Annotated in this window: 23 protein-coding genes and 1 pseudogene; 17 read left to right on the forward strand and 7 right to left on the reverse strand. The window is 60.4% G+C overall.

The genetic code is table 11. The annotated features are described in order from the left end of the window. On the reverse strand, window positions 1-362 hold a 362-nt coding region (locus tag HMPREF2635_RS09600; protein WP_305764542.1), incomplete at its 3' end, for a biotin/lipoyl-containing protein. Window positions 363-510: 148 nt separating this feature from the next. Between HMPREF2635_RS09600 and HMPREF2635_RS09605 the strand changes: the two genes are divergently transcribed. Further along, window positions 511-918 (forward strand): oxidoreductase, encoded by a 408-nt coding sequence (locus tag HMPREF2635_RS09605; protein ID WP_070546898.1) that lies wholly within the window; start codon window positions 511-513, stop codon window positions 916-918. Window positions 919-929: 11 nt separating this feature from the next. On the opposite strand, the gene HMPREF2635_RS09610 is transcribed toward HMPREF2635_RS09605, so the two are convergent. Continuing rightward, window positions 930-1,472, reverse strand: coding sequence for an isochorismatase family protein (locus HMPREF2635_RS09610; RefSeq protein ID WP_070546895.1), 543 nt, complete (start codon window positions 1,470-1,472; stop codon window positions 930-932). 28 nt (window positions 1,473-1,500) lie between these two features. On the opposite strand from HMPREF2635_RS09610, the gene HMPREF2635_RS09615 reads away from it, so the two are divergent. Further along, the gene (locus tag HMPREF2635_RS09615; RefSeq protein ID WP_046647935.1) at window positions 1,501-2,775 is read left to right on the forward strand and encodes a glutaminase; all 1,275 of its coding nucleotides are present in this window, start codon (window positions 1,501-1,503) and stop codon (window positions 2,773-2,775) included. A 48-nt stretch (window positions 2,776-2,823) separates the two neighbouring features. On the opposite strand, the gene HMPREF2635_RS09620 is transcribed toward HMPREF2635_RS09615, so the two are convergent. Continuing rightward, window positions 2,824-4,323: a leucyl aminopeptidase gene (locus tag HMPREF2635_RS09620; protein ID WP_070546907.1), complete on the reverse strand. Its 1,500-nt coding sequence runs from the start codon at window positions 4,321-4,323 to the stop codon at window positions 2,824-2,826. 212 nt (window positions 4,324-4,535) lie between these two features. On the opposite strand from HMPREF2635_RS09620, the gene HMPREF2635_RS09625 reads away from it, so the two are divergent. Further along, window positions 4,536-5,636 (forward strand): branched-chain amino acid aminotransferase, encoded by a 1,101-nt coding sequence (locus HMPREF2635_RS09625; protein WP_070821686.1) that lies wholly within the window; start codon window positions 4,536-4,538, stop codon window positions 5,634-5,636. 12 nt (window positions 5,637-5,648) lie between these two features. On the opposite strand, the gene HMPREF2635_RS09630 is transcribed toward HMPREF2635_RS09625, so the two are convergent. Together HMPREF2635_RS09630 and HMPREF2635_RS09635 are read right to left on the reverse strand one after the other, a co-directional pair. Next, complete coding sequence (locus tag HMPREF2635_RS09630; protein ID WP_070546889.1) at window positions 5,649-6,563, reverse strand: nicotinate-nucleotide--dimethylbenzimidazole phosphoribosyltransferase; 915 nt, start codon at window positions 6,561-6,563, stop codon at window positions 5,649-5,651. Window positions 6,564-6,575: 12 nt separating this feature from the next. Next, the gene (locus HMPREF2635_RS09635) at window positions 6,576-7,268 is read right to left on the reverse strand and encodes a DUF3043 domain-containing protein (protein WP_070512398.1); all 693 of its coding nucleotides are present in this window, start codon (window positions 7,266-7,268) and stop codon (window positions 6,576-6,578) included. 179 nt (window positions 7,269-7,447) lie between these two features. Here HMPREF2635_RS09635 and HMPREF2635_RS09640 point away from each other — a divergent pair, with 179 nt between their 5' ends. Then, complete coding sequence (locus HMPREF2635_RS09640) at window positions 7,448-7,792, forward strand: HesB/IscA family protein (RefSeq protein ID WP_070512402.1); 345 nt, start codon at window positions 7,448-7,450, stop codon at window positions 7,790-7,792. Window positions 7,793-7,875: 83 nt separating this feature from the next. Here the strand turns inward: HMPREF2635_RS09640 and asnB are convergent, their stop codons facing one another. Beyond that, a complete protein-coding gene (gene asnB, locus HMPREF2635_RS09645; RefSeq protein WP_070512407.1) occupies window positions 7,876-9,798 on the reverse strand; it encodes an asparagine synthase (glutamine-hydrolyzing) in 1,923 nt (640 codons plus the stop codon). Between the two features lie 354 nt (window positions 9,799-10,152). On the opposite strand from asnB, the gene HMPREF2635_RS09650 reads away from it, so the two are divergent. The 12 genes from HMPREF2635_RS09650 to HMPREF2635_RS09705 all read left to right on the forward strand — a co-directional run bounded on the left by HMPREF2635_RS09650 (window position 10,153) and on the right by HMPREF2635_RS09705 (window position 24,108). Continuing rightward, window positions 10,153-11,232 carry an aa3-type cytochrome oxidase subunit II gene (locus tag HMPREF2635_RS09650; protein ID WP_070512410.1) on the forward strand — a complete coding sequence of 360 codons (1,080 nt, stop codon included), beginning with the start codon at window positions 10,153-10,155 and terminating at the stop codon, window positions 11,230-11,232. 19 nt (window positions 11,233-11,251) lie between these two features. Then, window positions 11,252-11,683: an aa3-type cytochrome oxidase subunit IV gene (locus HMPREF2635_RS09655; RefSeq protein WP_046647941.1), complete on the forward strand. Its 432-nt coding sequence runs from the start codon at window positions 11,252-11,254 to the stop codon at window positions 11,681-11,683. Between the two features lie 585 nt (window positions 11,684-12,268). Continuing rightward, a complete protein-coding gene (locus HMPREF2635_RS09660; RefSeq protein WP_010190575.1) occupies window positions 12,269-12,853 on the forward strand; it encodes an aa3-type cytochrome oxidase subunit III in 585 nt (194 codons plus the stop codon). A gap of 67 nt (window positions 12,854-12,920) precedes the next feature. Beyond that, window positions 12,921-13,808: a cytochrome bc1 complex diheme cytochrome c subunit gene (locus tag HMPREF2635_RS09665; RefSeq protein WP_029159009.1), complete on the forward strand. Its 888-nt coding sequence runs from the start codon at window positions 12,921-12,923 to the stop codon at window positions 13,806-13,808. Continuing rightward, window positions 13,805-15,025 (forward strand): cytochrome bc1 complex Rieske iron-sulfur subunit, encoded by a 1,221-nt coding sequence (locus HMPREF2635_RS09670; protein ID WP_070512416.1) that lies wholly within the window; start codon window positions 13,805-13,807, stop codon window positions 15,023-15,025. The genes HMPREF2635_RS09665 and HMPREF2635_RS09670 overlap by 4 nt, the downstream gene beginning before the upstream one ends. Next, on the forward strand, window positions 15,025-16,647 hold the full coding sequence (locus HMPREF2635_RS09675) for a cytochrome bc1 complex cytochrome b subunit (protein WP_046647943.1): 1,623 nt from the start codon (window positions 15,025-15,027) through the stop codon (window positions 16,645-16,647). The genes HMPREF2635_RS09670 and HMPREF2635_RS09675 overlap by 1 nt, the downstream gene beginning before the upstream one ends. 1,470 nt (window positions 16,648-18,117) lie before the next feature. Beyond that, on the forward strand, window positions 18,118-18,753 hold the full coding sequence (locus HMPREF2635_RS09680; RefSeq protein WP_046648126.1) for a C40 family peptidase: 636 nt from the start codon (window positions 18,118-18,120) through the stop codon (window positions 18,751-18,753). Between the two features lie 158 nt (window positions 18,754-18,911). Next, window positions 18,912-19,982, forward strand: a complete 1,071-nt coding sequence (locus HMPREF2635_RS09685) for a C40 family peptidase (protein WP_070821687.1) — start codon at window positions 18,912-18,914, stop codon at window positions 19,980-19,982. 3 nt (window positions 19,983-19,985) lie between these two features. Then, window positions 19,986-21,149, forward strand: a complete 1,164-nt coding sequence (locus HMPREF2635_RS09690; protein WP_070515781.1) for a glycosyltransferase family 4 protein — start codon at window positions 19,986-19,988, stop codon at window positions 21,147-21,149. Then, the gene (locus HMPREF2635_RS09695) at window positions 21,142-22,098 is read left to right on the forward strand and encodes an ROK family protein (protein WP_070546882.1); all 957 of its coding nucleotides are present in this window, start codon (window positions 21,142-21,144) and stop codon (window positions 22,096-22,098) included. Before HMPREF2635_RS09690 ends, HMPREF2635_RS09695 begins: the two co-directional genes overlap by 8 nt. Before the next feature lie 66 nt (window positions 22,099-22,164). Beyond that, complete coding sequence (locus tag HMPREF2635_RS09700; protein WP_046647947.1) at window positions 22,165-22,911, forward strand: lysophospholipid acyltransferase family protein; 747 nt, start codon at window positions 22,165-22,167, stop codon at window positions 22,909-22,911. Window positions 22,912-22,914: 3 nt separating this feature from the next. Next, window positions 22,915-24,108: an acyltransferase family protein gene (locus HMPREF2635_RS09705; RefSeq protein WP_070546879.1), complete on the forward strand. Its 1,194-nt coding sequence runs from the start codon at window positions 22,915-22,917 to the stop codon at window positions 24,106-24,108. 194 nt (window positions 24,109-24,302) lie between these two features. Here the strand turns inward: HMPREF2635_RS09705 and HMPREF2635_RS13720 are convergent. Further along, window positions 24,303-25,109: pseudogene (locus HMPREF2635_RS13720) on the reverse strand (glycosyltransferase family 87 protein); the annotation flags it as partial. A gap of 148 nt (window positions 25,110-25,257) precedes the next feature. On the opposite strand from HMPREF2635_RS13720, the gene HMPREF2635_RS09715 reads away from it, so the two are divergent. Further along, window positions 25,258-25,764, forward strand: coding sequence for a polyadenylate-specific 3'-exoribonuclease AS (locus HMPREF2635_RS09715; protein ID WP_070515775.1), 507 nt, complete (start codon window positions 25,258-25,260; stop codon window positions 25,762-25,764). The last annotated feature ends 25 nt before the right edge of the window (window positions 25,765-25,789 follow it).

A 25,789-nucleotide genomic window follows, 5' to 3' on the forward strand; every position in this document is an offset into this window, starting at 1 on the left:
ACGTCGGTGGCATCACCAGAAGCGGCCGGCGCCTCGGACTCAGCGTCCTCAGCGGGCTTGTCTGGGGTCTCGGCAGCCTTCTCGGAGGAATCCGCGGACTCCTCAGTAGCCGGTGCGGATTCGCCTTCGTCACCGATGATGGCGATGACTGCGCCCACGTCTACGGTGTCATCTTCCTCAGCCTTGATTTCGAGGATGGTGCCGGCGACCGGGGAGGGGATTTCGGTGTCGACCTTGTCGGTGGAGACCTCGAGCAACGGTTCGTCGACCTCGACGGTGTCGCCGACGGACTTCAGCCACTGGGTAATCGTGCCTTCGGTTACGGATTCGCCCAGTTCGGGCATCACAACAGAGTGTGCCATAAGTGTTAAGACTCCTCGAAAGTTGGAATTAGTGAAACGCTAGTGTTTGATTCTACAGCGTGTTTATAAAAGGTGCGCACGGGTGGGGTGAATTAGGGCATCCTCCGCACGAAGTGGCTGAAGGTGGCCTCCGGTAGGCTAAAGAGCCATGTTCAACCCCTTCCGCCGCAACAGCTCCAAGTCCCAACTGCGCCCGCCCCGCGCACCGGGGGAGACCATTCGCGCAGAAGACGCCCAAGAGCTTCAAGCCTGGGCGCAGGGACGTGCTTTTATTGAGGCCTTTGTTGAACCGGAGACCGTGGTCAACGAGATGTCTGTCGTTGTGGTGGATGAAAACGGCGCCTTCATTCGCCGTCGCATTGGTGGGCCCAAAGGCATCGACGCGGTGGCTAAGCTTCTGCGCTGCGATGTCTATGACGTCGAAGAGACTGGTTACCCCCAGCGCATGCGCGAGCGCATCGAGCGAGAGCGCATTCTGCGCAAGCGGGAGGAACAACGCGAGCGCCGTCAGCGGTTTGAACAGCGACAGCAGCAGAATGACCAGGACGGCAATTAGAGGGGTGCTGCCTAGCCAGTAATGATGGTGGCGCCTGCCTTCTCAAGCTCTTCCAGAGCGGCGGCGCCGCGGGCCTCGTCGACAGGCGCGCAGTAATCCGCCAGCACACGCACCGTGAATCCCTCCGCAAGGGCGTCGGCAGCGGTGGCGCGCACGCAGTGATCGGTAGCGATGCCCACGATGTCCACGGCGGTGATGTCGTGCTCGCGCAGCCACTCTGCCAGGGGAACGCCGTCGGCCGCGCCTTCGAAACCGGAATACGCAGCGGTATATTCACCCTTCTTGAAATAGGCCTGGGCGGGCCCGATCGCTTCGTGCATCGCGGCGCCGAAGGAATCGGCCACGCAGTGCGTGGGCCAGGTATCGACAAAGTCGGGGTTCTCAGAGAAATGAGTGCCTGGGTCGATGTGCCAGTCCTGCGTGGCAACGACAGTGTCGTAGGAAGGCTGGAGGGCACCGATGCGATCGGCCACCTCATTTCCGCGCTCGGCGGCGAGGGCTCCGCCGGGGCAGAAGTCATGTTGGACGTCGACAATGATGAGTGCAGGTGTCATACGCGGCAATTCTATACGCTGGGAAACGATGAAAACACCGATTCCTTTTTATCTACAGAAGATCCTTGATGGCGTTCACGATCACGATTCCGGAGAAGTCGCGGACTATATCCCGGAGCTGGCTGCCGCAAACCCCGAGCAGCTGGGGGCTGCGCTGTGCTCTGTGACGGGCCACCTCTACAGCGCCGGTGACGCGGAGACCCGCTTTACCATTCAGTCCATTTCCAAGCCCTTCGTCTATGCCCTCGCTCTGAGCGAGTTCGGCCCTGACGCGGTGCGTGAGGTGGTAGGACTCGAGCCCTCGGGGCAGGCCTTCAATGAGTTATCCCTAGCCAAGGACCACCGCCCCCTGAACCCGATGATCAATGCCGGTGCCATCGTGGTCAATCAGCTGATTAATGGGGTGGAGTCGACCGTGGAGGACCGCGTGGAAAAGATCCGCGCCTTCATATCCCAGTTGGCGGGGCGCGAGGTGGACGTCGATAAGCGCCTGTGTGACTCGGAACTTGAGCACGCTGAGCGCAACCTGTCCCTGGCACATATGCTGCGCTCCTACGGCATCATCCAGGACGATGCCCACGACGCCGTGCTGTCCTATACCTCGCAGTGTGCTCTGTCGGTGGACGTGCGCGACCTCGCCGTCATGACCGCGACCCTGGCTAATGGTGGCCGCCAGCCGGTAACGGGGGAGAAGATTTTGGACGCCGACGTCTGCCGCATGACGCTGGCGGTGATGAGTTCCTGCGGCATGTACGACGGTGCTGGGCGCTGGATGGCGGAGGTGGGAATCCCCGCTAAGTCCGGCGTATCCGGAGGACTCATTGGAACGCTGCCGGGGCAGATCGGCGTGGCGACGTTCTCGCCGCGTCTCGATGAGCAGGGAAATAGCGTGCGCGGAACCGAAATCTTCCGCGAGCTCTCCTCGGACATGGGCCTGCACTTGATGTCCACGGAAAACCGCTTTGGTGTGCACCCAGTGCGCAGCGTCGACGAGGATGACGACACCGCGATTATCCGCCTACAAGGTCATATCAACTTCACCGCCACCGAAGCCATCCTCCACGAGCTGGAGGAGCGCCAGTTCTCCGGCAAGCGCTTGGCCTTGGACTTCTCCCAGGTCTCTGGCCTGCACAAGGTGGGCCGGCGCATGCTCAAGGAAGGACTGCGCCGGCTGCGTGAGGAAGGCAACGAGGTCGCGCTTGTCGACGACGACGGGCTCGTCACCGACCGCGCCATGTCCGACGGTACGGTCCTCCCATTGGCGGATAAGGAGGACTACGTCATCGCCGGCGAAGAGGTGTGAGCGGCCTAAAGCCGCTCACACGAGGGGCCGCATGGAAGCCGCTCTGATCTAGGCTTCGGCGATCTCGCGCAGCGCTGCCACCACGGTGCGCACCGGAACTCCGGTGGCGCGCTTCGGGGTGTAGCCGCGCGGGGCGGAACCGTTCCAAGAGGGGCCGGCGATATCGATGTGGGCCCACTCGATGCCCTCGCCCACGAACTGCTTGAGGTAGGTGCCGGCGAACTCCATGCCGCCCTCGCGCTTGGCGTTGATATTGCGGATGTCTGCGGCCTGGGACTTGATCTCCTCGTCGTGCTCCTCCAGCAGCGGCATGGCCCAGGCGTTCTCGCCCACTTCGCGGCCGATTTCGGCGAGGCGATCGCGGAAAACCTCGGAGCCCATGATGCCGGAGGTGCGCGAACCCAGCGCCACGATCTGTGCGCCGGTGAGTGTCGCAGTCTCAATGAGGTAATCCGGCTTGTCCTCGCTGGCGCGCGCGATGGCGTCCGACAGCACGAGGCGGCCCTCGGCGTCGGTGTTGAGAACTTCGGAGGTCAGGCCACCGTAGTGGGTAATGACATCGCCCGGGCGGGTGGCGCCAGAGCCCGGCATGTTCTCAGCCAGCGGCAGGGTAGCGGTGATCTGAACCGGCAGCTTCAGCTTGGCCGCCGCGATGATGGTGGCCGCCATCGCAGCAGAGCCACCCATATCCGAAATCATGTCCCACATGCCATTGCCTGGCTTGAGGGAGATGCCGCCGGTATCGAAGGTAATGCCCTTACCTACAAGAGCCACGTGTTTCTTGGCCTTCTTGGGCTTCCAGCTCAGGCGCACCAGACGCGGCGGACGGGCAGAACCCTTGCCTACCGCGAGGATACCGCCGAAGCCCTGCTTCTCCAGCTGCTTTTCATCGAGCACCTCGACGTCAAGACCGGCTTCCTTTGCCTGGCCGGAAAGGAATGCGGCGTAGGACTCCGGGTAGAGTTCGTTGGCGGGGGCATTCACGAGGTCGCGGGCAAGCAAGACAGACTCGGCCACGGTGCGGGCTGCCTCGAATTCTTCGGAGACAGACTTATCAGCCACCACCACGAAAGTGGCTGGTTGTTCCTTCTCCTCCAGTTCGGTGGAGCGAATGCCGCGATAAGCGTAGCCGCCGAGGATGAGACCCTCGACAGCAGCAGAAACACCGAAGTCCGCCAGGCTGGTCACGATGGTGCCCACGCCTGCGGTGGCGCGGGCCACGGAGCCGGCGGCGCGGCGCAGGGCCTCGGCGTCAAGCTCCTCTACATCGCCCAAGCCCAGCGCAATGACCTGAGCAGCGCCCGCCTTCTGCGGGGCGGGAACCTTCACGATTTCCCCGGCCTTGCCCGTCGCGCCCACGGCCGCGAGAGCCTCGTACGTCGAGCGCAGTGCGGACGAGCTGAGAAGAGAGGTGCCCGGCACCTCGAGTCCCTCCTCGCCGGCGAAGGCGGCGATCAGCAGGGCATCTGCCTGCTTCGGGGCCTTCTTGGCCAGCTCAACAGTGGGGAAAGAGCCGCGTGCGGGCAGTTCGAACGTGGAAGAAGCCACGATGTCCTCCTTGAGAAAAGTGACAATGGGATACTCCTCACACACTACCCGTGTCTATGGTGTGGAACGTAGTGGGATTACAGTGGGATTACAGTGGGAGTGGGGTGGGGTGGCAGCGGGGCTAGTGGGCTAGCCGAGTGGACTTAAGGAGTGGTGATCTAGCTAAGGCATTTCTGCATCTCTATAGGGGGCTAAGGAGTACGCTGTAATCCATGTTGAATTACACCGTGACGCGAACTGAAAACCCCACCTCCCCGAAGCGCCTGCAGGAGATTCTGGCGAACCCGGGCTTTGGTAAGTACTTCACCGACCACATGGTGACGATTGACTGGACTGAGGACAAGGGATGGCACGACGCGCAGGTACGCCCCTACGCGCCGTTTAGCATGGATCCGGCGTCCACCGTCTTCCACTATGGCCAGGCCATCTTCGAGGGCATCAAGGCCTACCGCCAGCCCGACGGCAGCATCGCCACCTTCCGCCCGGAGCAGAACGCGCAGCGTCTGCAGGCTTCCGCTGAGCGCATGGCTATGCCGCAGCTGCCAGAAGAGGAGTTCATCGAGTCCCTGCGCCAGCTTGTCGACGTCGACCAGGCCTGGGTCCCCGAAGCCGGCGGCGAGGCAGCCCTGTATTTCCGCCCTTTCATGATTGCTACCGATGTGTCCCTGGGCGTGCACCCGGCGCACTCCTACCGCTATGTCGTCATCGCCTCCCCGGCAGGCGCGTACTTCACCGGCGGCATCAAGCCGGTGTCCGTCTGGCTATCCACTGACTTTGTTCGCGCTGCTCCTGGTGGAACGGGTGCGGCCAAGTTCGCCGGCAACTATGCGGCCTCCCTGCTGGCGCAGGCGCAGGCAGCGGAAAAGGGCTGCGACCAGGTGGTGTGGTTGGATGCCATCGACCGCGCCTACATCGAGGAGATGGGCGGTATGAACCTGGCCTTTGTCTACGGCGAGGAGGGCAACCAAACCCTGGTGACCCCGGCGCTGTCGGGTTCGCTGCTGCCGGGCATTACCCGCGCCTCGCTTCTGCAAGTTGCTGAGGATATGGGGCTGAAGGTCGAAGAGCGTCGCATCACCTACAAGGAGTGGGAGCAGGACGTTGCTTCCGGTGCCATGGTGGAGGCCTTTGCCTGCGGCACCGCAGCCGTTATTACCCCGGTGGGCCACGTCATGGGCGACGAGACCGACTTCCACATCAACAACGATGAGGCCGGTGCTATGACGATGGCCCTGCGCGAGCGCCTCACCGGCATCCAGCGCGGGTCCGTGGAGGATACTCACGGCTGGCTGCACACGCTGGTGGAGGCTTAGAGCGCAATTCGCTTAGGCAAGCTCGGCGGCCAGCTGCACCAGCGGCAAGGCCGCGAGCGCGCCGAGGGGGAAGCCTTCGCTCAGGTTTAAATCAAGCAGTGGGGTTAGTCCCAGCTCCTTGAGGGCGAGGGCATACGCCGGTTCGGGGGTGGTCGTCCCTGCGCGCAGCCAGCCCTTCACGCCGGGCGCGGTGCGCTCGGCCAGGACAGCGGCGGTGGCGGCTAGGGGGCCGTCGATAAGCACCGGCGTTCGCCGCGCCGTGGCCTGCGCGATGAAACCCGCCAGCGCTGCGAGATTCGGGGAGCCGATGGTCTGCACGACCTCCCAGCCCTCCAGGTTGCGGGCGCGGAACATCGAGTCACGCACAACGCTCACGCGGGCCTTCCACATCGCATCCGTGATACCGCTGGCCAGAGTATTCGTCCCCACAATCGCCACCGGTTCGGTATGGGTAATCCGGCCCATGACGCTGGCGGCGACTGTGCTTGCGCCGATACCAAAATCAGACGTGATGAGCAGATCAGTGCCCGAATCGATCTCTCGGTCAGCGGTAGCCATGCCGAGTTCGATGTGTGACTCGCACTCTGCCGGGGACATAGCGGCAGAGGGGGCACCAGGCTCAGTGCTGGTGGACTCTGCGCTGCATTCGACGAAGTCGATGCCCGCTCCTGCCCGCTGCGCAGCGCTGAAGAGATTATCGCGCCACCGATCTGCATCGCTGGGGGAGTGCAATGTGGCTTCTGCACCGTCGACGGTGCGTTGAACGTTGGCATCAGCGCCCTCAAAGACGATGGCTCGGGGGCGCTGAAGGGGCTTCGCCTGCGGGGAATCCTGCGCTGCCGCCAACCACGCGGCAATTTCGGCTACGCGGTTTGGTTGAGCTGCGGTTGAAGGGCGCAGCTGGGGAACCGCGGTGAATTCAGGCATGTGTCCTCCGGTTTAGACGGTGGCTCCGCGCTCCACCTGCGGGCGCGGGGTGCGCCACTTACGCGGCTGGGAGGCGCGGGAGTACGCGTAGAAGCCTAGGCCAAAACCGGCCTCGGTGGTGCCGGGGAACTTGAGACGCACGGCGTTGTTGCACTTGCGCGCGAGCAAGAAACCTTCGACGGCAAAGACAACGATGACCGCCATCGCGCCGATAGAGATGATCTGCGACAGGCGCGGGTCCCGAGTGCTGACGAACATGAGCACCAGCAGGACGATGGCAAAGGGCATGACCCACTCGTTAATGAAGCGGCGGGAGTCTACCCAATCGCGTACGTAGCGGCGGACCTCGCCCTTATCGCGGGCGAGCAAGTAGCGCTCGTCGCCAGCGGCCATGCGCTCCTGTGCCACCTTGTTACGTTCGCGGGACTCAGCGCGCTCCTTACGCTTATATTCCTTCCATTCCGCCTTGGACATGGAAGCCTTAAGCTCCTTGCGATGCTGGTAGCGCTGCGCGTCCGACATCCCCCGGGGATCACGCTTGACGCCGCGGGCGATTTCCTGCGCATCACGCTTGGGCGTGGGGCGGCCCTTCGGCGGCGTGTAGCCCTTGCGGTGCGGTTTCTCGGCGGCGGGTTGTTCTTCCGGCGCCGGGGTGTGCTCGGCGGGGGAAGAAGTCTTGTCATCTTTTTGCCACGGAAGTTTCACGCTGTTTAGCGTACAAGGTCGCGCGGACATAACGGGAATAGGCCCGCGGGAGAGAGCGTTGTGGTGAGGGAACAGGGCACCAGTGAACCACTAGTGAACTGTGAGGCATCCTTTCTTCCTCACCTGTGAGGGGGTAGGGTGGGCTCCAGAAAAATTCCGCATATATAAGAGGAGAAATCATGACCGCTCCCGCGTCTGCAACCGGAGTTATCCTGACCGAGGCCGCTGCTGCCAAGGCAAAGTCCCTGCTTGAGCAGGAAGGCCGCGACGATCTGTCACTGCGCATTGCTGTCCAGCCAGGTGGCTGCGCGGGTCTGCGCTACCAGCTCTACTTCGATGACCGCACCTTGGATGGTGACAAGGTGGACACCATTGGCGGCGTTAACCTCGTCGTAGACAAGATGTCTATCCCGTACCTCACCGGCGCCAAGATTGACTTCTCTGACACCATTGAGGCCCAGGGCTTTACCATCGATAACCCCAACGCTGGCGGCTCCTGCGCTTGCGGTGATTCCTTCAATTAAATTCAAGTAAAGTCACGTTGACAAAACGATGAAGCCCTCGTCCGCAGTGTGCGGCGAGGGCTTCGTCAGTTTTGTTGTTTTAACTAGAGCTTCACGGGGTAGTCGCGCTGCTCTATCTTCGGGTCGATGCGGTCTTCCACGAAGATGCCATGCCAAATCATGAAGGACAGCACCGTCCACAAGCGGCGTGAGTGATCGGATACACCGTCGCGGTGCTCCTTGAGCATCTCCAGAACTTCCTTCTTGTTGAAGATGTCCTCGGTCTGGGATTCGGTAATCTGATCCTGGGCCCAGCCGTAGAGCTCATCGCCGGCCAGCCAGTGGCGCATCGGAACCGGGAAGCCCAGCTTCTTGCGGTGCAGCACGTGCGGGGGAACGATCTGCTCCATGGCCTTGCGCAGAGCGTACTTGGTCGTGCCGTGCGAAATCTTGAGCTCGTGGGGGATAGTTTCCGCGACCTTAAACACTTCCTTGTCGAGGAAGGGAACGCGCAGCTCTAGGGAGTTGGCCATGTTCATCTTGTCGGCCTTGACCAAGATGTCGCCGCGCATCCACGTAAACAGGTCGAGGTGCTGCATGCGGGCTACCGGGTCGAAGTCCTGTGATTGCGCATAGATCGGTGCGGTGACCTCGCGGTGATCCCACGACGGCTTGGCCCAGGGGAGCACCCGCTGGAGCTGCTCGAAGTTAAAGGAACGTGCATTGCCGTAATAGCGCTCCTCCATGGTCATCGAACCACGGTTGAGCAGGGACTTGCCCTTCATTCCTTCGGGGAGTACCTGTGAGAGCTTGCCCAAGCCGCGGCGCAGCGGGGAGGGGATCTTCTCGAACGGAGCTAGCGAGAGTGGCTCCTTATAGATGGTGTAGCCGCCGAAGAGTTCATCCGCACCTTCGCCGGAGAGCACCACCTTGACGTGCTTACGGGCTTCCTGGGCCACGAAGTACAAGGGGACAAGAGAAGGATCTGCTACGGGGTTGTCCAGGTACCACATGATCTTCGGGACAGCCTCGGCGTATTCCTCGGGGGAGACGATCTTGACGATGTGCTCTACACCAATGGCTGCAGCCGACTCGGCGGCGACGTCGACCTCGGAGTAGCCTTCGCGCTCGAATCCGGTGGTGAAGGTGAGGAGGTCCGGGTTGTGGCGCTTGGCCAAGGCTGCGATGGCGGTAGAGTCAATGCCGCCGGAGAGGAAGGAACCGACGGTCACATCGGCACGCATGTGCTTCTCGACGCTATCCTCCAACGCCCGGGCAATCCTATCGAAGAGCTTCTGCTCCTCGCCCTGCTTGACGGGTTGGATAGGGAAGCGTGGCTTGAAATAACGCTCGGAGACTACTTCTTCGCCGGGGCGAAGAGTGACGGTACAGCCAGATTCCACGCGGCGAATATTGGCGTGGAGGGACTCCGGCTCAGGCACGTACTGCAGGTCTACGTAGTGCTCGATGGCGCGCCTATCAAGGCTGAGGTCTAGACCCAGCGAATCGGCCATCGAAAGGATGCACTTCATCTCCGAGGCGAAGACTGTGCCCTCCTTGGTGGTGGCGTAGTAGAGCGGCTTGATGCCGAACTGGTCGCGGGCAGCAAACATCGTGCGCGTTTCGGTATCCCAGATAACGAAGCCAAACATGCCACGCAGGTGCTCTACGACGTCCTTACCCCAGTGGTGATAGCCCACGACGATGGGCTCGCCGTCGCCCTCGGTGTTGAAGGTATAGCCGGCGGCACTGAGCTCTTCGCGAAGTTCTACGTAGTTATAGATTTCGCCGTTGAAGGTAAGGGCATAGCGCTCGGGGTTGTCCTCGGGGCCCCAGCGGAGCGGCTGATTGGAGTGCTCGAGGTCGATGATGGATAGGCGGTTAAAGCCAAAAGCCGCATCATCGTCGTGCCAGGTTCCGGCAGCGTCCGGGCCGCGGTGGCGCATGCACTGAAGAGACTGTTCAAGAGCTTCCAGGTGCTGGGCGGCGTTGCGATCGGCGCTCAGTAGCGCGCAGAGTCCGCACATAAGCTTGCTTCTCCTTATAGATCAAGGTTCATCTCCGGAACACTTTACGGCCGCGGCCAAACGATCTGCGAACCCCGCGCCGCGTTCCCCGTTAGGGTGCGAACTTTCGGATGATGCAGGGGTGTGCGGCTTGTGAATTGGGTCATAGCCGGGAGGGGGAGGCTGGGGGAGCTGGCGTGATCTTGTGCAGGTGGGCCGGTAACATTCCGTACGTTCACTACTTATAGGGCAGGTCCAACGCCCAAACAGTCCAGCGAAAAGGCCTGAAAATCAGGCAGGATGCTCTATTCTGATTGGGTAGGAATGCTCTGTGAGTATTCGAGAAGTTTGTGTGCACAGAAAGGCAGAACACACGTGGGACAGCGTAAGCAGCGCAACCTCGGCCGTAAGGCAGGCCTAGCGGGCGTCATCGCTTTGGGCGGTCTAGCCCTTGCGGGTTGTGACGTCGCAGCGCCGACGGCAGTTGAGAACCTCCTAGGCATGGGTTGGCCGAAGGGTGTTACCCCTGAAGCGACCTCGATGTACAACTTCTGGATCTGGGTCTGGGTTGCTGCATGGATCATCGGTTTCATCATGTGGGGCCTGTTCCTCACCGCTATCTTCCGCTGGAATGCGAAGAAGGCTGAGAAGGCCGGCAAGGGCGAGTTCCCGAAGCAGCTGCAGTACAACGTGCCGCTGGAGATGGCTCTGACCATTATCCCGATTCTGATCATCATGGGCCTGTTCTTCTTCACTGTTCAGGCTCAGCAGAAGGTTACGGCGCTGGACAAGAACCCTGAGGTGACCGTGGACGTTACCGCCTTCCAGTGGAACTGGAAGTTCGGTTACGCCGAGAACAAGGTTGATGGCGAGAACTACGATGGCGCCGATGCTGAGCGTCAGAAGCTTGCCGAGGAATCCTCCCTCGACCCGGAAGGCACCCCGAACCCGAACCCGATTCACGGTAAGTCCACCGGTGACATCTCCTACCTCAACTTCAACAAGATTGAGACTGTTGGTACCACCGAAGAGGTTCCGGTTCTGGTTCTCCCGGTTGACACCCCGATCGAGTTCCGTCTCGCCTCCGGCGATGTTTCCCACTCCTTCTGGGTTCCGGAGTTCCTGTTTAAGCGCGATGCTTACTCCCACCCGGAGAACAACTCCCAGGAGCGTCGCTTCCAGGTAGAGAAGATTGAGGAAAAGGGCGCCTTCGTTGGTCGCTGTGCTGAGATGTGCGGTACCTACCACGCCATGATGAACTTTGAGATTCGCGTCGTTGACCGCGCAGACTTCAACGAGTACCTCAAGTTCCGTGAGGAGAACCCGCAGGCAACCAACGCCGAGGCTCTCGAGCACATCGGTGAAGAGCCCTACGCAGTTACCACCGCTCCGTTCAACTCTCTGCGCGACACCCGCGATGCCGACAACTTTGTCGACACCGCTGAAGCGGCATAAGAAAAGGAACTGATAGAAAATGCGTGCAACATCTAAGGTCTTTTATTCCATCGCGACCTACCTCTTCGTGTCGCTCATCGTCTACGTCATTGGCGTTAACTACGTCAAGGATGATGGCTACATGTACGGCACCGAGTGGGTCGGCATCGTGGGCTTGGTCCTCGCTATGCTGCTCTGCCTCATGCTGGGCGGCTACCTGCACTTCACCGATAACCGCTCCGACATCGCGCCGGAGGATTGGGAAGAGGCGGAGACTGAAGACGCAGCCGGTATCCTTGGCTTCTTCTCTCCGAGCTCCATCTGGCCGCTGTGCATGACCGGCTCCATCGCAGTGCTGGGTCTTGGCATCATCTTCCTCTACTTCTGGATGATTATCCTGGGCGCAGTCCTGCTCGTCACCTCCGTGACTGGCCTGTCCCTGCAGTATGGCCTTCCGAAGGAAAAGCACTAAGGCTTAACCTTTTCTGCCGCGCTTTCTAGCGTCACGACTTCTCACGCCTCCGCCACACCTCGTGGCGGAGGCTTTGTCGTTGAGAAGACTGCGTCGTAGTGCGTTGCGGAAAGTTCCCAAAAGGGAGAAAAAATTTTGATTTGGGTGGAGTGCTGGGGGAGCGGGTGGCTTGCCGAAAGTGTGTAACTCTAGGTCTGTGCTTAGAATTCCAGCACGTTAACGGCCATTTTTACGGGGGTCATCCGAAAGTTGCAGTCCTGCACTTTCGCCCGCGGGGGCGGGTGTGATTTATCTCATTGGCGTTGGTCCGACCAGTTTCGGATTGCGGGCAAAACGTACCTCTTCTTGACCTGTTGCTGGCTTCACAACTGGCGTTGCCAAGTCTCACTACCTGCAGGGATGAGGCGTCGTAAAGCGCGCTAAAAAGTTCCCGACTACTTCCTGGGAGCTCTATGGTTCCTGCCTGGGGTGAAAACTGTGAAGGTCTAGGTCGTGGCCTCAAAAAAATCGGGGGGAAATGAGATGACTTATGCGGTCAGACCAGCCATACTGTTATGCGTGACGAGCGTAGTTTCTAACCAAGGTATGGCAGCACCACGTGTTGCCGCGCTGAACCGACCCAACATGGTCAGCGTCGGCACCATCGTGTTCCTGTCTCAGGAATTGATGTTCTTTGCTGGACTGTTCGCGATGTGGTTCACCTCGCGTGCGAACGGCCAGGAGGGTGACTGGGCAGAGCACACGGCGCACATCAACGTGCCCATGGGCTTCCTCATTACGAGTGTCCTGGTTCTTTCCTCCGTGACCTCTCAGTTCGGCGTGTTTGCAGCAGAAAGGGGTGACGTTTACAAGCTCCGACTCTGGTACTCGGTAACCATCGCGTTGGGTGTTGTCTTCTTGGGCATCATGGCGTTCGAGTGGACAGAGTTGATCATGGCAGGTCTCACTGTTCAGTCCAGTGTCTTTGGTTCGGTCTTCTATATCCTGACCGGGTTCCACGCGGCACACGTGACTGCGGGTCTGATCGCCTTCGGAATTATCTTGGCGCGAATTGCCCGCTCCAAGTTCACGCCTGCACAGGCCACCGCGGCAATGGCAGTGTCTTACTACTGGCACTTCGTTGACGTTGTGTGGATCGGCGTGTTCGTAGTCATCTACCTAGTTCAGTAGGCCGTAGTCGCCGGAGAATAGCCGGCCTACAGTCATTCATCTCCATGTACGAGTTATCTAAAGGAAAATGATGGATAACATCCAGCAGCCCGCCGCAGTGGAAGACACCACTGCCGCGGCTAAGAAGACCCGCCGTCGCCGCAAGGCGAAGCGCACGCTTGCTGGCGTCTTTGCACTGAGTATCGGGCTTACCGGCGCAGGAGTCTTGGCTTCCGCCCTGACCCCTGATGCGCAGGTGGCCACCGCCGCAAAGGATGACCAGGCACTCGTTCAAGAGGGCAAGGATATCTACGAAGTCGCGTGTATCACCTGCCACGGTGCGAACCTGCAGGGTATCCAGGACCGTGGTCCTTCCCTCGTTGGTATCGGTGCCGGCTCTGTGTACTTCCAGGTGCACTCCGGTCGTATGCCGATGATGTCGAACGACGCACAGGCTGAGCGCAAGACCCCGCGTTACACCGAGCAACAGACCCTTGCGCTGGCTGCCTATGTTGCTGCCAACGGTGGTGGCGCAGACATCGTCTACGACGAGGATGGCTCCGTTGCGCAGGAGTCCCTGCGTGGCGCTAACTACAACGGCCAGATCCAGGCAGAGGACGTCGCCAAGGGCTCGGAGCTCTTCCGCATGAACTGCGCGTCCTGCCACAACTTCACCGGTAGGGGCGGCGCTTTGTCCTCCGGTAAGTTCGCGCCGCCGCTCGACCCGGCTAACGAGCAGGAGATCTACCAGGCAATGCTGACCGGCCCGCAGAACATGCCGAAGTTCTCCGACCGTCAGCTGACTGCAGATGAGAAGAAGGACATCATCGCCTACCTCAAGTCTGCGAAGGAAACCCCGTCTCCGGCTGGTTGGTCGCTCGGCGGCCTCGGTCCGGTGGCTGAGGGCCTGGCAATGTGGATCATCGGCATCAGCCTTCTGTGCGTTGCCGCTATGTGGATTGGATCTCGCTCATGAGCAACGTAAAGAAGAATTACTCTCGCAAAGAGCTCGATGCTATGAGCAACGACGAGCTCGCAGCCCTCGGTACCGAGCTGGACGATGTTACCGTTGCGTTCCGTAAGGAGCGCTTCCCGGTAGAGGGCGATCCCGCCGAGAAGCGTGCCGCTGCAAACGTCACCTTCTGGCTCATCATTTCCGTCCTGATGGGCATTGCCTTCCTGGCCGTCTACCTCTTCTGGCCGTGGGAGTACAAGATGCTCGGCGAGGACGGCATGTGGTGGCACACCCTCTACACGCCGTTGCTCGGCTTGACCTCGGGTCTGTGCATCCTGGGCTTGGGCTTTGCCATCGTTCAGTACGTCAAGAAGATCCTCCCCGAGGAGATCTCGGTTCAGCGCCGCCACGACGGTCCTTCCGATGAAGTCGACCGCCGCACGCTGACCGCGCTGCTGAATGACTCCTGGAACACCTCGACCTTGGGTCGTCGTAAGACCATCATGGGGCTGCTCGGTGGTGCTGGCGTTCTCTTCGGCCTTACCGTCATCGCTCCGCTGGGTGGTGCCATCAACAACCCGTGGAAGAAGCGCCACGAGTTGAACTACATGGGTGACGGCACCCTGTGGACCTCCGGTTGGACCCTGCATGAGAAGGGCGTCAAGCTCTACCTCGCTCGCGATACCGGTACTATCGCCGAAATGCACGAAGGCGAGTCCGGCTCGCACTACACCACCCGTGGCGTCACCCGCCTGGTGCGCGTGCGTCCGGAAGATCTGGCTGCAGGCGGTATGGAGACTGTCTTCCCGCTGGCTGCTGAGGATGTCAACGACGGTGCAGAGTACTCCGAGGACAAGGACGTCTACGAGAACCACATGCACTCCATCCACGGTAACCGCAACGCTGTGATGCTCATCCGCCTGCGCAACGATGATGCCAAGAAGGCTATCGAGCGCAAGGGTCAGGAAGACTTCCACTACGGCGATTACTACGCCTACTCCAAGATCTGTACCCACATTGGTTGCCCGACCTCGCTGTACGAGGCACAGACCAACCGCATTCTCTGCCCGTGCCACCAGTCGCAGTTCGACGCGTTGCACTACGGTAAGCCGGTCTTCGGCCCGGCAGCCCGTGCACTGCCGCAGCTGCCGATTGATGTGGACGATGAGGGCTACCTCATTGCTAAGGGCAACTTCATCGAGCCCGTCGGACCTGCATTCTGGGAGCGTAAGTCATAATGAGTAACAAACTTGCACAGATGGGTAACAACATGGACGAGCGGTATTCCGCTGCCGGCGTCCTGCGTACCCAGCTCAACAAAGTCTTTCCCACTCACTGGTCCTTCATGCTCGGTGAGATGGCACTGTACAGCTTCATCATCCTGTTGCTGACCGGTATCTACCTCGCGCTTTTCTTCGATCCTTCAATTACGAAGGTCATCTACGACGGTGGGTACACCCCGCTGAACGGCGTGGAGATGTCTCGCGCCTACGCAACGGCACTCGATATCTCCTTTGAGGTCCGCGGCGGTCTGTTTGTGCGCCAGATGCACCACTGGGCTGCACTCATGTTCATGATGTCCATGATTGCCCACATGCTGCGCATCTTCTTCACCGGCGCATTCCGTCGCCCGCGTGAGGCCAACTGGATTATCGGTTGCGCGCTTATCCTGCTGGGCATGGTCGAGGGCTTCCTTGGCTACTCCCTTCCGGATGACCTGCTCTCCGGTGTTGGTCTGCGAATCATGTCAGCCATCATCCTGGGTCTGCCGATCATCGGTACCTGGCTGCACTGGGCCATCTTCGGTGGCGACTTCCCGTCCGACCTCATGCTGGACCGTTTCTACATCCTGCACGTGCTGGTTATCCCGGGCATCATCCTGGGCCTTATCGCAGCACACCTCATCATGGTGTGGTTCCAGAAGCACACCCAGTTCCCTGGACCGGGTCGCGCTGAGAACAACGTCGTGGGTGTCCGTATTATGCCGGTCTTCGCCACCAAGGCAATCGGCATGGGCATGATGGTTGCCGGTGTCCTGGCGCTCATCTCCGGTCTGATGACGATTAACGCCATCTGGAACCTTGGCCCGTACAACCCGTCCCAGGTCTCCGCTGGTTCCCAGCCGGATATCTACATGCTGTGGACTGACGGTGTTGCTCGTGTCATGCCGGCATGGGAGCTCTACATCGGCAACTACACCATTCCGTCTGCGTTCTGGGTTGCACTGCTCTGTGGCCTCATGGTCGTTCTGCTCTTCGCCTACCCCTTCATTGAGAAGAAGCTGACGGGCGACGACGCTCACCACAACCTCCTGCAGCGCCCGCGTGACGTTCCGGTTCGCTCCGCTATCGGTGCAGCTGCCATCGTCTTCTTCCTGCTGGTAACGCTGTCTGGTGGTAATGACCACGTGGCACACTTCTTCCAGATCTCGCTGAATGCGATGACCTGGGTTGGCCGTATCGGTCTGATTGTCCTGCCGCCGATTGCATACTTCATGACCTACCGCATCTGCGTTGGTCTGCAGCGCTCCGACCGTGAGGTGCTGGAGCACGGTATCGAGACCGGTGTCATTAAGCAGCTGCCGAACGGTGCCTTCATCGAGGTTCACCAGCCGCTTGGTCCGGTGGACGAGCACGGCCACCCGGTTCCGCTCGAGTACGCCGGCGCTCCGGTTCCGAAGCAGCTCAACCAGCTTGGTCTGGCCGACTCCGAGACACAGGGCATCTTCTCTTCCGATGACTCCGCTATCGTCTCCCGAGTCAATGAAATTCGCCACGAGAACCACGCTGAGGAGGCGGAGATGTTCCGTCAGCTCAACGAGGCTAACCGCCGCGAAGACGAGGAGAATGGCCGCATCTAGCGCCATCACTCGCTGAAACACGCTCACAGAGCCCGTTCCTTTCTCCATCAGACAGGAGATTGGGAACGGGCTTTTGCGTTTTCATTTCCTTTTGTCGCGGGGCTTCGAACTGGGCCCTTGGAGCCGGCCTGGTTCATTTGTTCATTTCGGAAGCTGAGCTAAATTAGGAGGGCGTACTTGCACAAGGCATCTGACAAAAGGCATCTTTGGGTCTGAAGACGCCATCTGAAATGAGTAAATGGCGTTTTTAGCCGTCAAAACGCCTTATGACTGATGCCTTTTGCCAGACGCCTTTTGTCAGATGCCTCAGGCGTGTCAATAGAGGCTCCCAGACGTTGGGCGTTGGAGGAGCTCAAAGAAGGTAATCCGTTTCGCGAAGATATGTGCAGTGCACTACGGAAAGGTCGTCGTGAACCGACCTGGGTTGGGAGGGTCAGTAAACCTTGATGTCACTCTTGGCAGTATTGCCTAGTGTTGTTCGGCGGTGGGGCGGGATTTCTTCGCACTTAATTGGCCTACGTCAGGTTGGAGCTGTCTTGGTTGAAGAAGCATTAGACCCCGCCGCGAGCACGCTAGGTGAGCGCGAAGGGCGTCCCAGAGGAGTTCGTTGGATACAGCGTTCTTTCATGCCTAGGCCTCTAGAGCGTGTGCTTTACACTGGTTGTAAGGCCGTCTACGTACCCGCTGTCAGAGGAGCGGTCTGCAGGCGCCAAGCTGGGTGGGAGACCGGGCTCGTAAGTTTTGCGTTGCTTGCCTTTCAAGGTGTTAACCCACAGTTAACCTCCTCGTAGTTTGTCTGATTTCCGGGAATCGAGGAGCGATACGGCGATGCGGAGGTCTCTCATTTGCTCGGGAGAGTGACGCGGTCGACATAAAAACCGCAGGAGAGAACCACTTTGTTGCATGGTTTCAGGAGAGGGTAGTGGGTCAAATGGGGTCGATGTGACGCCGAGTTACACGAGTGTGATGAAGGTTACATCGTATACTTTTGGACGCTCTTTGGGGCTTTAGGTCGGTGTTAAGGTCTAGCGGTGTGAAGTGAAAACCCCTCTGGGTTATTGCAGGTGAGGGCAAGTATCTGCCTGTCGTGCTTGTGTAATGAACTGGGGTCGTTGGGCGCCGTGTCGTTTAGGTTTCCATTTGATAACGGGACGGTAACGAAGCCGGTTTTACGTTTCTGACTCGACATCGCTCGTGATGATTTCGTAACCTATTCGAGACATTGAGTTACCGCCACGGTGTACACATCACCGGTGCTCAATACGAACTGAAGATTTAAGCGCCGCGTCTGGCCCCTCCTAAACATCCGGGGGCCGAGCGGAGATGGCCCTACAGGAACGGGTCATCGTCGAACGCTAGGCCCGCCCTTGGGTCAGAGCTTTTGTTCGCGTCATGTGGAGAGTAGTCATATGGATTGCCTTCTCCTAGTGAGCGAAAGTAGGCGCGCAGGAAGATTTGGAGTTTAAATTCGTGGCTAAGCACCGTCGTCAGGGCAACCTGAACACCCGTCGCATCGCATCCACTGCTGCTGTTGCTGCAACCGCAGCTGTTACCGTCCCGGCTGCTGCTAATGCAGCTGAGGTTGTCGTCCCGGAGACCGATATCCGCTTCGAGGTTGCTGGTCTGGAGAACGTCCCGAATATCAAGCAACTGCCGAACATTGACCGTTACATCCCGGCCTTCAAGGCTGACCAGGGCGCTGGCTACGCTGCTGCTGTGGAGGCTCCGGTAGCTGAGGCTCCGGCGCCGGCACCGGTTCAGTCCGTGGGCGAGAAGGTTCTCGAGGCTGCTCGCTCCGCCGTCGGTTCCCCGTACGTCTATGGCGCCAACGGCCCGAGCGCTTTTGACTGCTCTGGTCTGACCTCGTGGGCTTACCGCCAGGCTGGCGTGTCCATTCCGCGCACCTCCCAGGCGCAGGCTTCCGCGGGTACCCCGGTGTCCCTCGATGCCCTGCAGCCGGGCGACATCATCGTCTACTACTCCGGTGCATCCCACGTTGGTATCTACACCGGCCACGGCACCATCATTGACGCGCTGAACTCCGGCACCCCGGTCGGCGAGCGCTCCCTGAACTACATGCCGATTCACTCCGCTGTTCGCTTCTAAGCGAACCTGGCAGTTTGGCTAACCCCTTCCGCTGCTCTTGCCATGTTGATGGCGAGGGTGGGGAAGGGGTTCGGCTATTCTAGAAGCCGTTATGCTTTTCCTTGACTGAGGGTATAATTCAGTCATCTATTAACCTTCTCTTAGTTTCGGGGGTATTCATGTCGCGTCGTGGCATTGCGTGTGCCGTCGCTGCAATCGTTGTGGGTGCGGCTCCGGTGGCCGTCCTGTCGCCATCTGCAGTGGCTCAAGAGTTCCTCCAAGAGCAACCGCAAGAAGCGGCAGGGGAGCAGTCACCCGAGGATCTGAGCGATCTCATTGAGCGCATGGCGGACGTCGCCCAGCGCGTTTCTGCCAAGGGTGAGGAAGTCAAAGGGCTTGAGGATGAGCTCGCAGAATCGGAGAAGGAGATCAGCGAGCTGGAACGCAAGGCTAAGGAAGCGCAGCGCAGTTCCGAAGATGCTTCCGTGGTTGTCGCTGAGCAACAGCAGCGGATCGATTCCCTGGCGCAGTCGCGCTACCGCCGAAGCGCGGCAACGCCAGTGTCGGCAGCCCTTGATGCCAACGACGTAGCTAGCGCGGTCGAGCGCATGGGGTACCTGGGGGCTTTGACGAAGGCTGCCAAGCGTGAAGAGGAAGCCATGGTGGCTGCCGCCGCCGCAGCCGACGAGGCGCATCAGCAGGCAGTCGATGCTACTGAGGAAGCGCGCCTCAAGCGCGACGAGCTGCAGGCACAGCGCGATGCGGTTCTCAAGGAGCAGGCTGACCTGGAAGAGCAGCAGAAGGAGCTCGAAACCAAGGTTGATGGCTTGAGCCCTGAGGCGCGCCAGGCATGGGTTGAGCACTTTGGCGGCTCTGCCGACCTTGACTTAGCTGCGTTGGCCGATGGTTCGGGATCCGCCGCTGTCCAAGCAGCACTCACCCGCATTGGTGCCCCGTATGGCTGGGGAGCAACGGGCCCTGATGTGTTCGATTGTTCCGGCCTGATGGTGTGGAGCTATCAGCAGATGGGGAAGAGTATCCCGCGCACCTCGCAGGCGCAGATTGCCGGCGGCACCCCAGTACCGATCGATGAACTACAGCCCGGAGACATTGTGGGCTATTACGCCGGCATTACCCACGTGGGAATGTATATCGGCGACGGTCAGGTGGTTCACGCCTCCACCTATGGCGTTCCCGTGGCAGTGGTGCCGCTTCATTCCATGCCCGTTCAAGGCGCCGTCCGCTACTAGGCCATGGCGCGCACACTCCTAGTAACGAATGATTTCCCGCCCACCATCGGCGGGATTCAGTCTTATCTTCGAGATTTTCTGGCAACCCTCAACCCGGAGGACGTCGTCGTCTTCGCCTCGACCCAAGATGGTGACGCCGCTGCCGAGTATGACGCGACGCTGCCGTATACCGTGGTTCGCTGGCCACGCACCATCATGCTTCCGACACCAGCCACCGCGCGCCGGATGCAGAGTCTGATTCGTGAATACGATATCGAGACCGTGTGGTTTGGGGCGGCAGCCCCGCTTGCCCTTATGGCGCCGGAGGCCCGGGCGGCGGGCGCTCGCCGGATCGTTGCCACGACGCACGGTCACGAGGTGGGCTGGTCCATGCTTCCCATAGCCCGGCAGGCCCTGCGTCGCATTGGTCAGCATGCCGATGTCATCACGTATATCTCGGACTACACGCGTACCAGGTTGGAACCCGCGTTTGGTACCCATGCGCGCTGGGTGCACTTGCCTTCTGCGGTTAATCTGGAAGACTTCACTCCGGCCACGGAGGGAGAAAAGCAGAGCGCGCGGGAGCGCTTTGGACTCGGCCCAGGGCCCGTCATCGTGTGCATCTCCCGCTTGGTTCCCCGCAAAGGCCAGGACCAGCTCTTGCGGGCGATGCCGGCGGTACGGGCACGCTTCCCGGACGCCCAGGTACTCATCATCGGTCGCGGACGCTATGAGCAGACACTGCGCGAGCTAGCGCGTCTGTACTGCCCCGACGCGGTGTTGCAGGAGGCGCGGGACACCGAAGAATTGCAGTTGGCGCTTCATGCTGCCGATGTGTTTGCCATGCCGGCGCGCACGCGGGGTGGGGGACTCGACGTCGAGGGCCTCGGCATCGTTTACCTAGAAGCACAAGCGGCGGGGTTGCCGGTCATTGCGGGTGACTCCGGTGGTGCACCGGAAACAGTAACGTCCGAGACCGGCATCGTCGTGCGCGGCTCCTCAGTTCTGGAACTTGAGCAGGCCTTGTGCACGTTGCTTGGCGACGTCCCCGGGGCCCGCCGCATGGGGGCGGCAGGGCGCCGTCACGTGGAGGAGCACTGGACGTGGGAAATCATGGGCGCACGATTGCGTGAGGTTCTGGAATGTGATCGTGGGCAGGCCGGGGTATATCCTACTAGTCATGCTTGAACACACTTCCTCCGCTGACGGTGGCCACAGCGGCCTCACCATCGGGTTCGATATTGGTGGAACCAACTTGCGGGCCGCGGTGATTAATCCCGCCGGAGAGATTGTGGATTCGACAAGCGTCCCCACGGCCAGGGAAGCGCAGACACTCGAAGATGACATCGTGCGCTGCGTAGACAACTTGGCAGCATCCCATGACATCGAGGCCGTGGGCCTTGCCCTCGCGGGCTTTTTGGATCCCGAGTGTGAAGTTGTCCGCTTCGCCCCGCATTTGCCGTGGCGTAACGCCCCAGTACGCGAGATCCTCAGCAGGCGTTTGGACGTGCCGGTCCGCCTTGAGCATGACGCCAATTCAGCCGCGTGGGGCGAATGGCGCTTTGGCGCTGGGCGCGGTGCGAAAGAATGGGTTTTCTTTGCTGTGGGAACGGGCATTGGCGCCACGCTTTTTACTGAGGGAAAAATCTACCGTGGAGCTTTCGGCACCGCCCCGGAGTTCGGGCACCTTGTTGTGTCGCCAGGCGGGCGCCTCTGCCCCTGCGGCAAGCGCGGGTGCTTAGAGCGCTACGCTTCCGGAACCGCTTTGCCGGACACCTGCGCAGAGCTGCGCGGCGAGTATGACACCACCTTGTCGGAGAATCCCTCCGGCGAGGAGATCACCGCAGCAGCTAGGCAGGGCGATCCGCTGGGGATAGCTGTCATGGAGAACTTCGGTCAGTGGCTCGGGCAAGGGTTGTCCATGGTGGCAGATGTGCTCGACCCAGAGCTCATCGTGATTGGCGGCGGGGTGTCCAAGGATGCGGATTTGTACCTGGATCGGGCGCGGGATGCCATGGCTCGGCAGATCGTCGGAGCCGGTCACAGGCCTTTGGCCCGAGTGGCAACCGCGAAGTTGGGTTCGGCGGCAGGTATGATCGGAGTCGCTGATCTCGCCCGCCAGGAGCACCGAGGTTAACACCGCACATTTTTCTTTCACCGAGCAGCACTGCTTGCTCGGCACACACAGATAGGACTATAAGCGATGCGAAACAAGTGGTACTGGGCCTTTAAGCACATCTTTTTCGGCCCGGCCCTTCGAGTGTGGAACCGCCCATGGTCCGAAGGTATGGATCGCATCCCGGAGTCTGGTCCGGCAATCTTGGCATCCTCCCATCAAGCGGTGATGGACTCCTTCTACTTCCCGCTGTTGTGCCCGCGGCAGATCACCTTCTTGGCAAAGAGTGAGTACTTCACCACCCCCGGTTTCGTTGGCCGCCTGCAAAAGTGGTTCTTTAGCTCCGTGGGGCAGGTGCCGATTGATCGCGTCAACAAGGACGCCGGTGACGCGATGCTGGTGAGCGCACAAAAAATTTTGGGCCGCGGGGATCTCTTCGGTATTTACCCGGAGGGGACTCGTTCGCCCGATGGGCGCATCTACAAGGGGCGCACCGGTATGGCCCGCATCGCGCTAACCACCGGTGAGACAGTAATACCGATCGCCATGCTCAACACCCGTAAGGCTAATCCAATCGGTTCGTGGGTTCCGCGTCCGGTGCGCGTCGGCATGCGCGTTGGCGAACCCATCGACCCCCACGCATGGGCCGCTGAGCGCAACCTTGATCCGCAGGATCACGCCACCGTGCGTGCTTTCACGGACTACGTGATGAAGCAGTTGTCTGAGCTGTCCGGTGAGCCGTACGTCGACGTCTATGCCTCCGACGTGAAGGCGTCCCTGCAAGCTGGGCACGGCTACCCGGAAGGGGCCGAGCCCAGTTCGGAGGCGCGGTAGTCAGTGACTTCCTCCCCGTCTCAACGCTTAGCGTGGCCTGATGTAGCAAAAGGGATTTCCATCCTGGGCGTCGTGCTGTTGCACATCACGCTTACGGTTCCAGAATCGAAGGGCACGTGGTTGGCCGCTTTCAACGTGTGGCTCGACCCACTGCGCCTGCCCCTGTTCTTTTTGGTGAGCGGGTTCTTCGCGCAAAAGGTTTTTCGCTTTAGCTTCGCAGAACTCTTTACTCGCCGCCTGTGGTACTTCCTTGTTCCTTATGTGGTGTGGATGCTGGTTGAACAGCAGACCAAGCGCGTGGAGTACCACTGGGTATTCGGGGATCCCGTGTTCGATTTCAGCCAGATGACGGCCAGCCTGCTCGTGGGCCATTCCATGGCGTGGTTTCTGCATTCGCTGATTCTGTTCAATATCTTCCTCTGGTGCGTGCGCAAGCTGCCCGGGTGGGCGGCGCTAGCGCTGAGTTTTAGCCCTATTCTGTTCATCGCATGGCAGGCGCAGTTCACCTCGATCGCGAAGGCCATCATGTTCCTTCCCGTCTTCGTTGCCGCTGCTTATTTCCGGGATGCAATCTCCGCCTTCGCTTCCGCTATCGAGGCCCCCTTCAAAGGCGAGTGGGATTACCGGAGCTTTTGGGCGTATTCCGGCATGGTTGGGGCCTACGCCATCGGGTTCTTTATCCGCCGCGCGTGGGATAACTACGCTGGGGCCGTCGAGGTCACGTGGTTGTTGCCAGGCACGGAGGCGTTGGTGAGAGATGACGTCCATATTCTCGTGCGCATGGTAGAGCAGTTCTTCGAGGTTCCGGTGGGAATTGCGGTGGCGGTGGCCGTGTCCTATATACCGGTCTTATCCACCGGACTGCGGTTTATCGGTTCGCACACGCTGCCCATCTACCTCGGTCACCCGATTGGACTTACCGTCCTTTGTGGCTACCCCATGGCGCTCAACCCGCGCGAGGTAAGCTTGGCTGGTCAGTGGCCGTTGGAAAATACCTGGTTCTGGCTCAGCATGTGCTTTGTTTATTGCGCGATTGCGTCGTTGGTCCTGTGGGTCTTGGGCAAGGTGCCCGTTGTGGGCTGGACGCTGAAGCCGCCGCCGATCGGTGCGAGTAGGAGAACCACGGAACCGCCCTCGGCAGGCTTGAGCTTGAGCCAGAAACTCACTGCGACAAGGAGCACCACGACAAAGAAATAGTCGTTACCTAGAGCCTGCTGCCACCAGGACCACTCCAGTTCCAGCTGCTCGCCGTGGGGGACAAGCCAGTGGCCGCGGGCTAGCAGCACGAACCACGTGAGGCCTGCGAGGAACCAGTAGCGGCGCGCGGTGAGGTAGACCGCGGCTAGGCACAGCCACGTGAAATGGTGGGACCACGAGACCGGGGAGCACAGCAGCGCCGCCGTGGAGGCCAGTAACACGAGTTCTATCTCTGAGGATGTGTGCTCCATGACCCACCACAAGACTGCGACGATGAGAGCGCAGCCAATCAACCACAGGCCCGATGCTTCCTCGGGACTAACACGGCTGAGCAAGCCTCGGAGGGATTGGTTGCTGGAATAGGACAGCGTGCCGATTCGGGAGGAGTCCCGGAGGATGTCAGTCCAGTACGCCGCAGAGCTTGCAGGGGAGGCGAGGTAGCCCACCACACCGCAGGCGATGAAGGCACCTATCGCCGTGGCGAGGGCACGCCAGTCGCGGCGAACGAAAAAGACCGCGAGGAAGACCGCCGGGGTGAGCTTGATCGCCATAGCAACGCCGGTCAGCACACCTCGCCACGAGGAGCGTGGTCTGAGCAGCAGGCAGTCGACAACGACGGCCGCGGTCAGCAGGAGATTCACTTGGCCGAAGCTGAAATTCTCGGTAATCGGTTCGGTGAGTGCGCAGGCGAGCAGCGCCCACGTGGCCCACCAGTCGGGGCGGTCAACTTCGCAGCACCGCGAGATAACGGCGTAGAGACATACCCAGAGCGCACCGAGTGACGCCGCAGTAAGAAGGAGAGACAGCGGCCACAGCGGCATCCACGACACCAAGGCAAAGAGCGCTGCAGCAAAAGGCGGGTAAGTAAAAGGCAGCGACACGCCGTTGCCGAGAACGTAGCTTTGCGCGTAGAGATTCTCCCCGCGGAGCAGGGCCTGCCCTCCCTCTCGGTAGACATCGAGGTCAACATGGTAAAACGGCACAATTCCGCCGCTGTTCATCGACGCCGCAAGATGGATAGTCCACGGCACCGTTGCCAGCCCCACCAGAAGGAGTGGAAGGAGGAGCGAGGAGAGAGCTTTCTTCACGCAGCTGAGTATAGGCCCCCAGTGGCACGGCTCCTCTAGGCAGCAGACTAGGATACGGGGCGTGCGCTACTTCTACGACACCGAGTTTATCGAGGACGGATCGACCATCGAGCTGGTCTCCATCGGCATTGTCGGAGAAGACGGCAGCGAGTATTACGCGGTATCCACCGATTTCGATCCGGGCAAGGCCAATGCGTGGGTGCGCGACAATGTACTGGATAAACTCCCGAGCCCGGCGGATCCCGTCTGGAAATCGCGCGAGACCATCCGCGAAGATCTCCTGAAATTCTTGGGCCGCCACTCCACCCCCATCGAACTGTGGGCCTGGGTCGGGGCTTATGACCACGTGGTGCTCGCCCAGCTGTGGGGAGACATGGCGAGCCTGCCCAAGGGGCTCCCGCGCTACACCCGGGAACTCAAGCAGTACTGGGAGTTTGCGGGCCGCCCCAAGCTGCCTCCCGTGCCCAACGGGAACCACGACGCGTTGGTCGACGCCCGCCATAACCTGGCCAAGTTTCGCATCTGTGAGCAGCACTTGCCGCTGACTCGGGGCAACCGCGTGAGCTGATCGTGAATTAATACCGTGACCTAAA

It is taken from the genome of Corynebacterium sp. HMSC035E02 (assembly GCF_001836065.1).
GTDB classification, from domain to species: Bacteria; Actinomycetota; Actinomycetes; order Mycobacteriales; family Mycobacteriaceae; genus Corynebacterium; species Corynebacterium hiratae.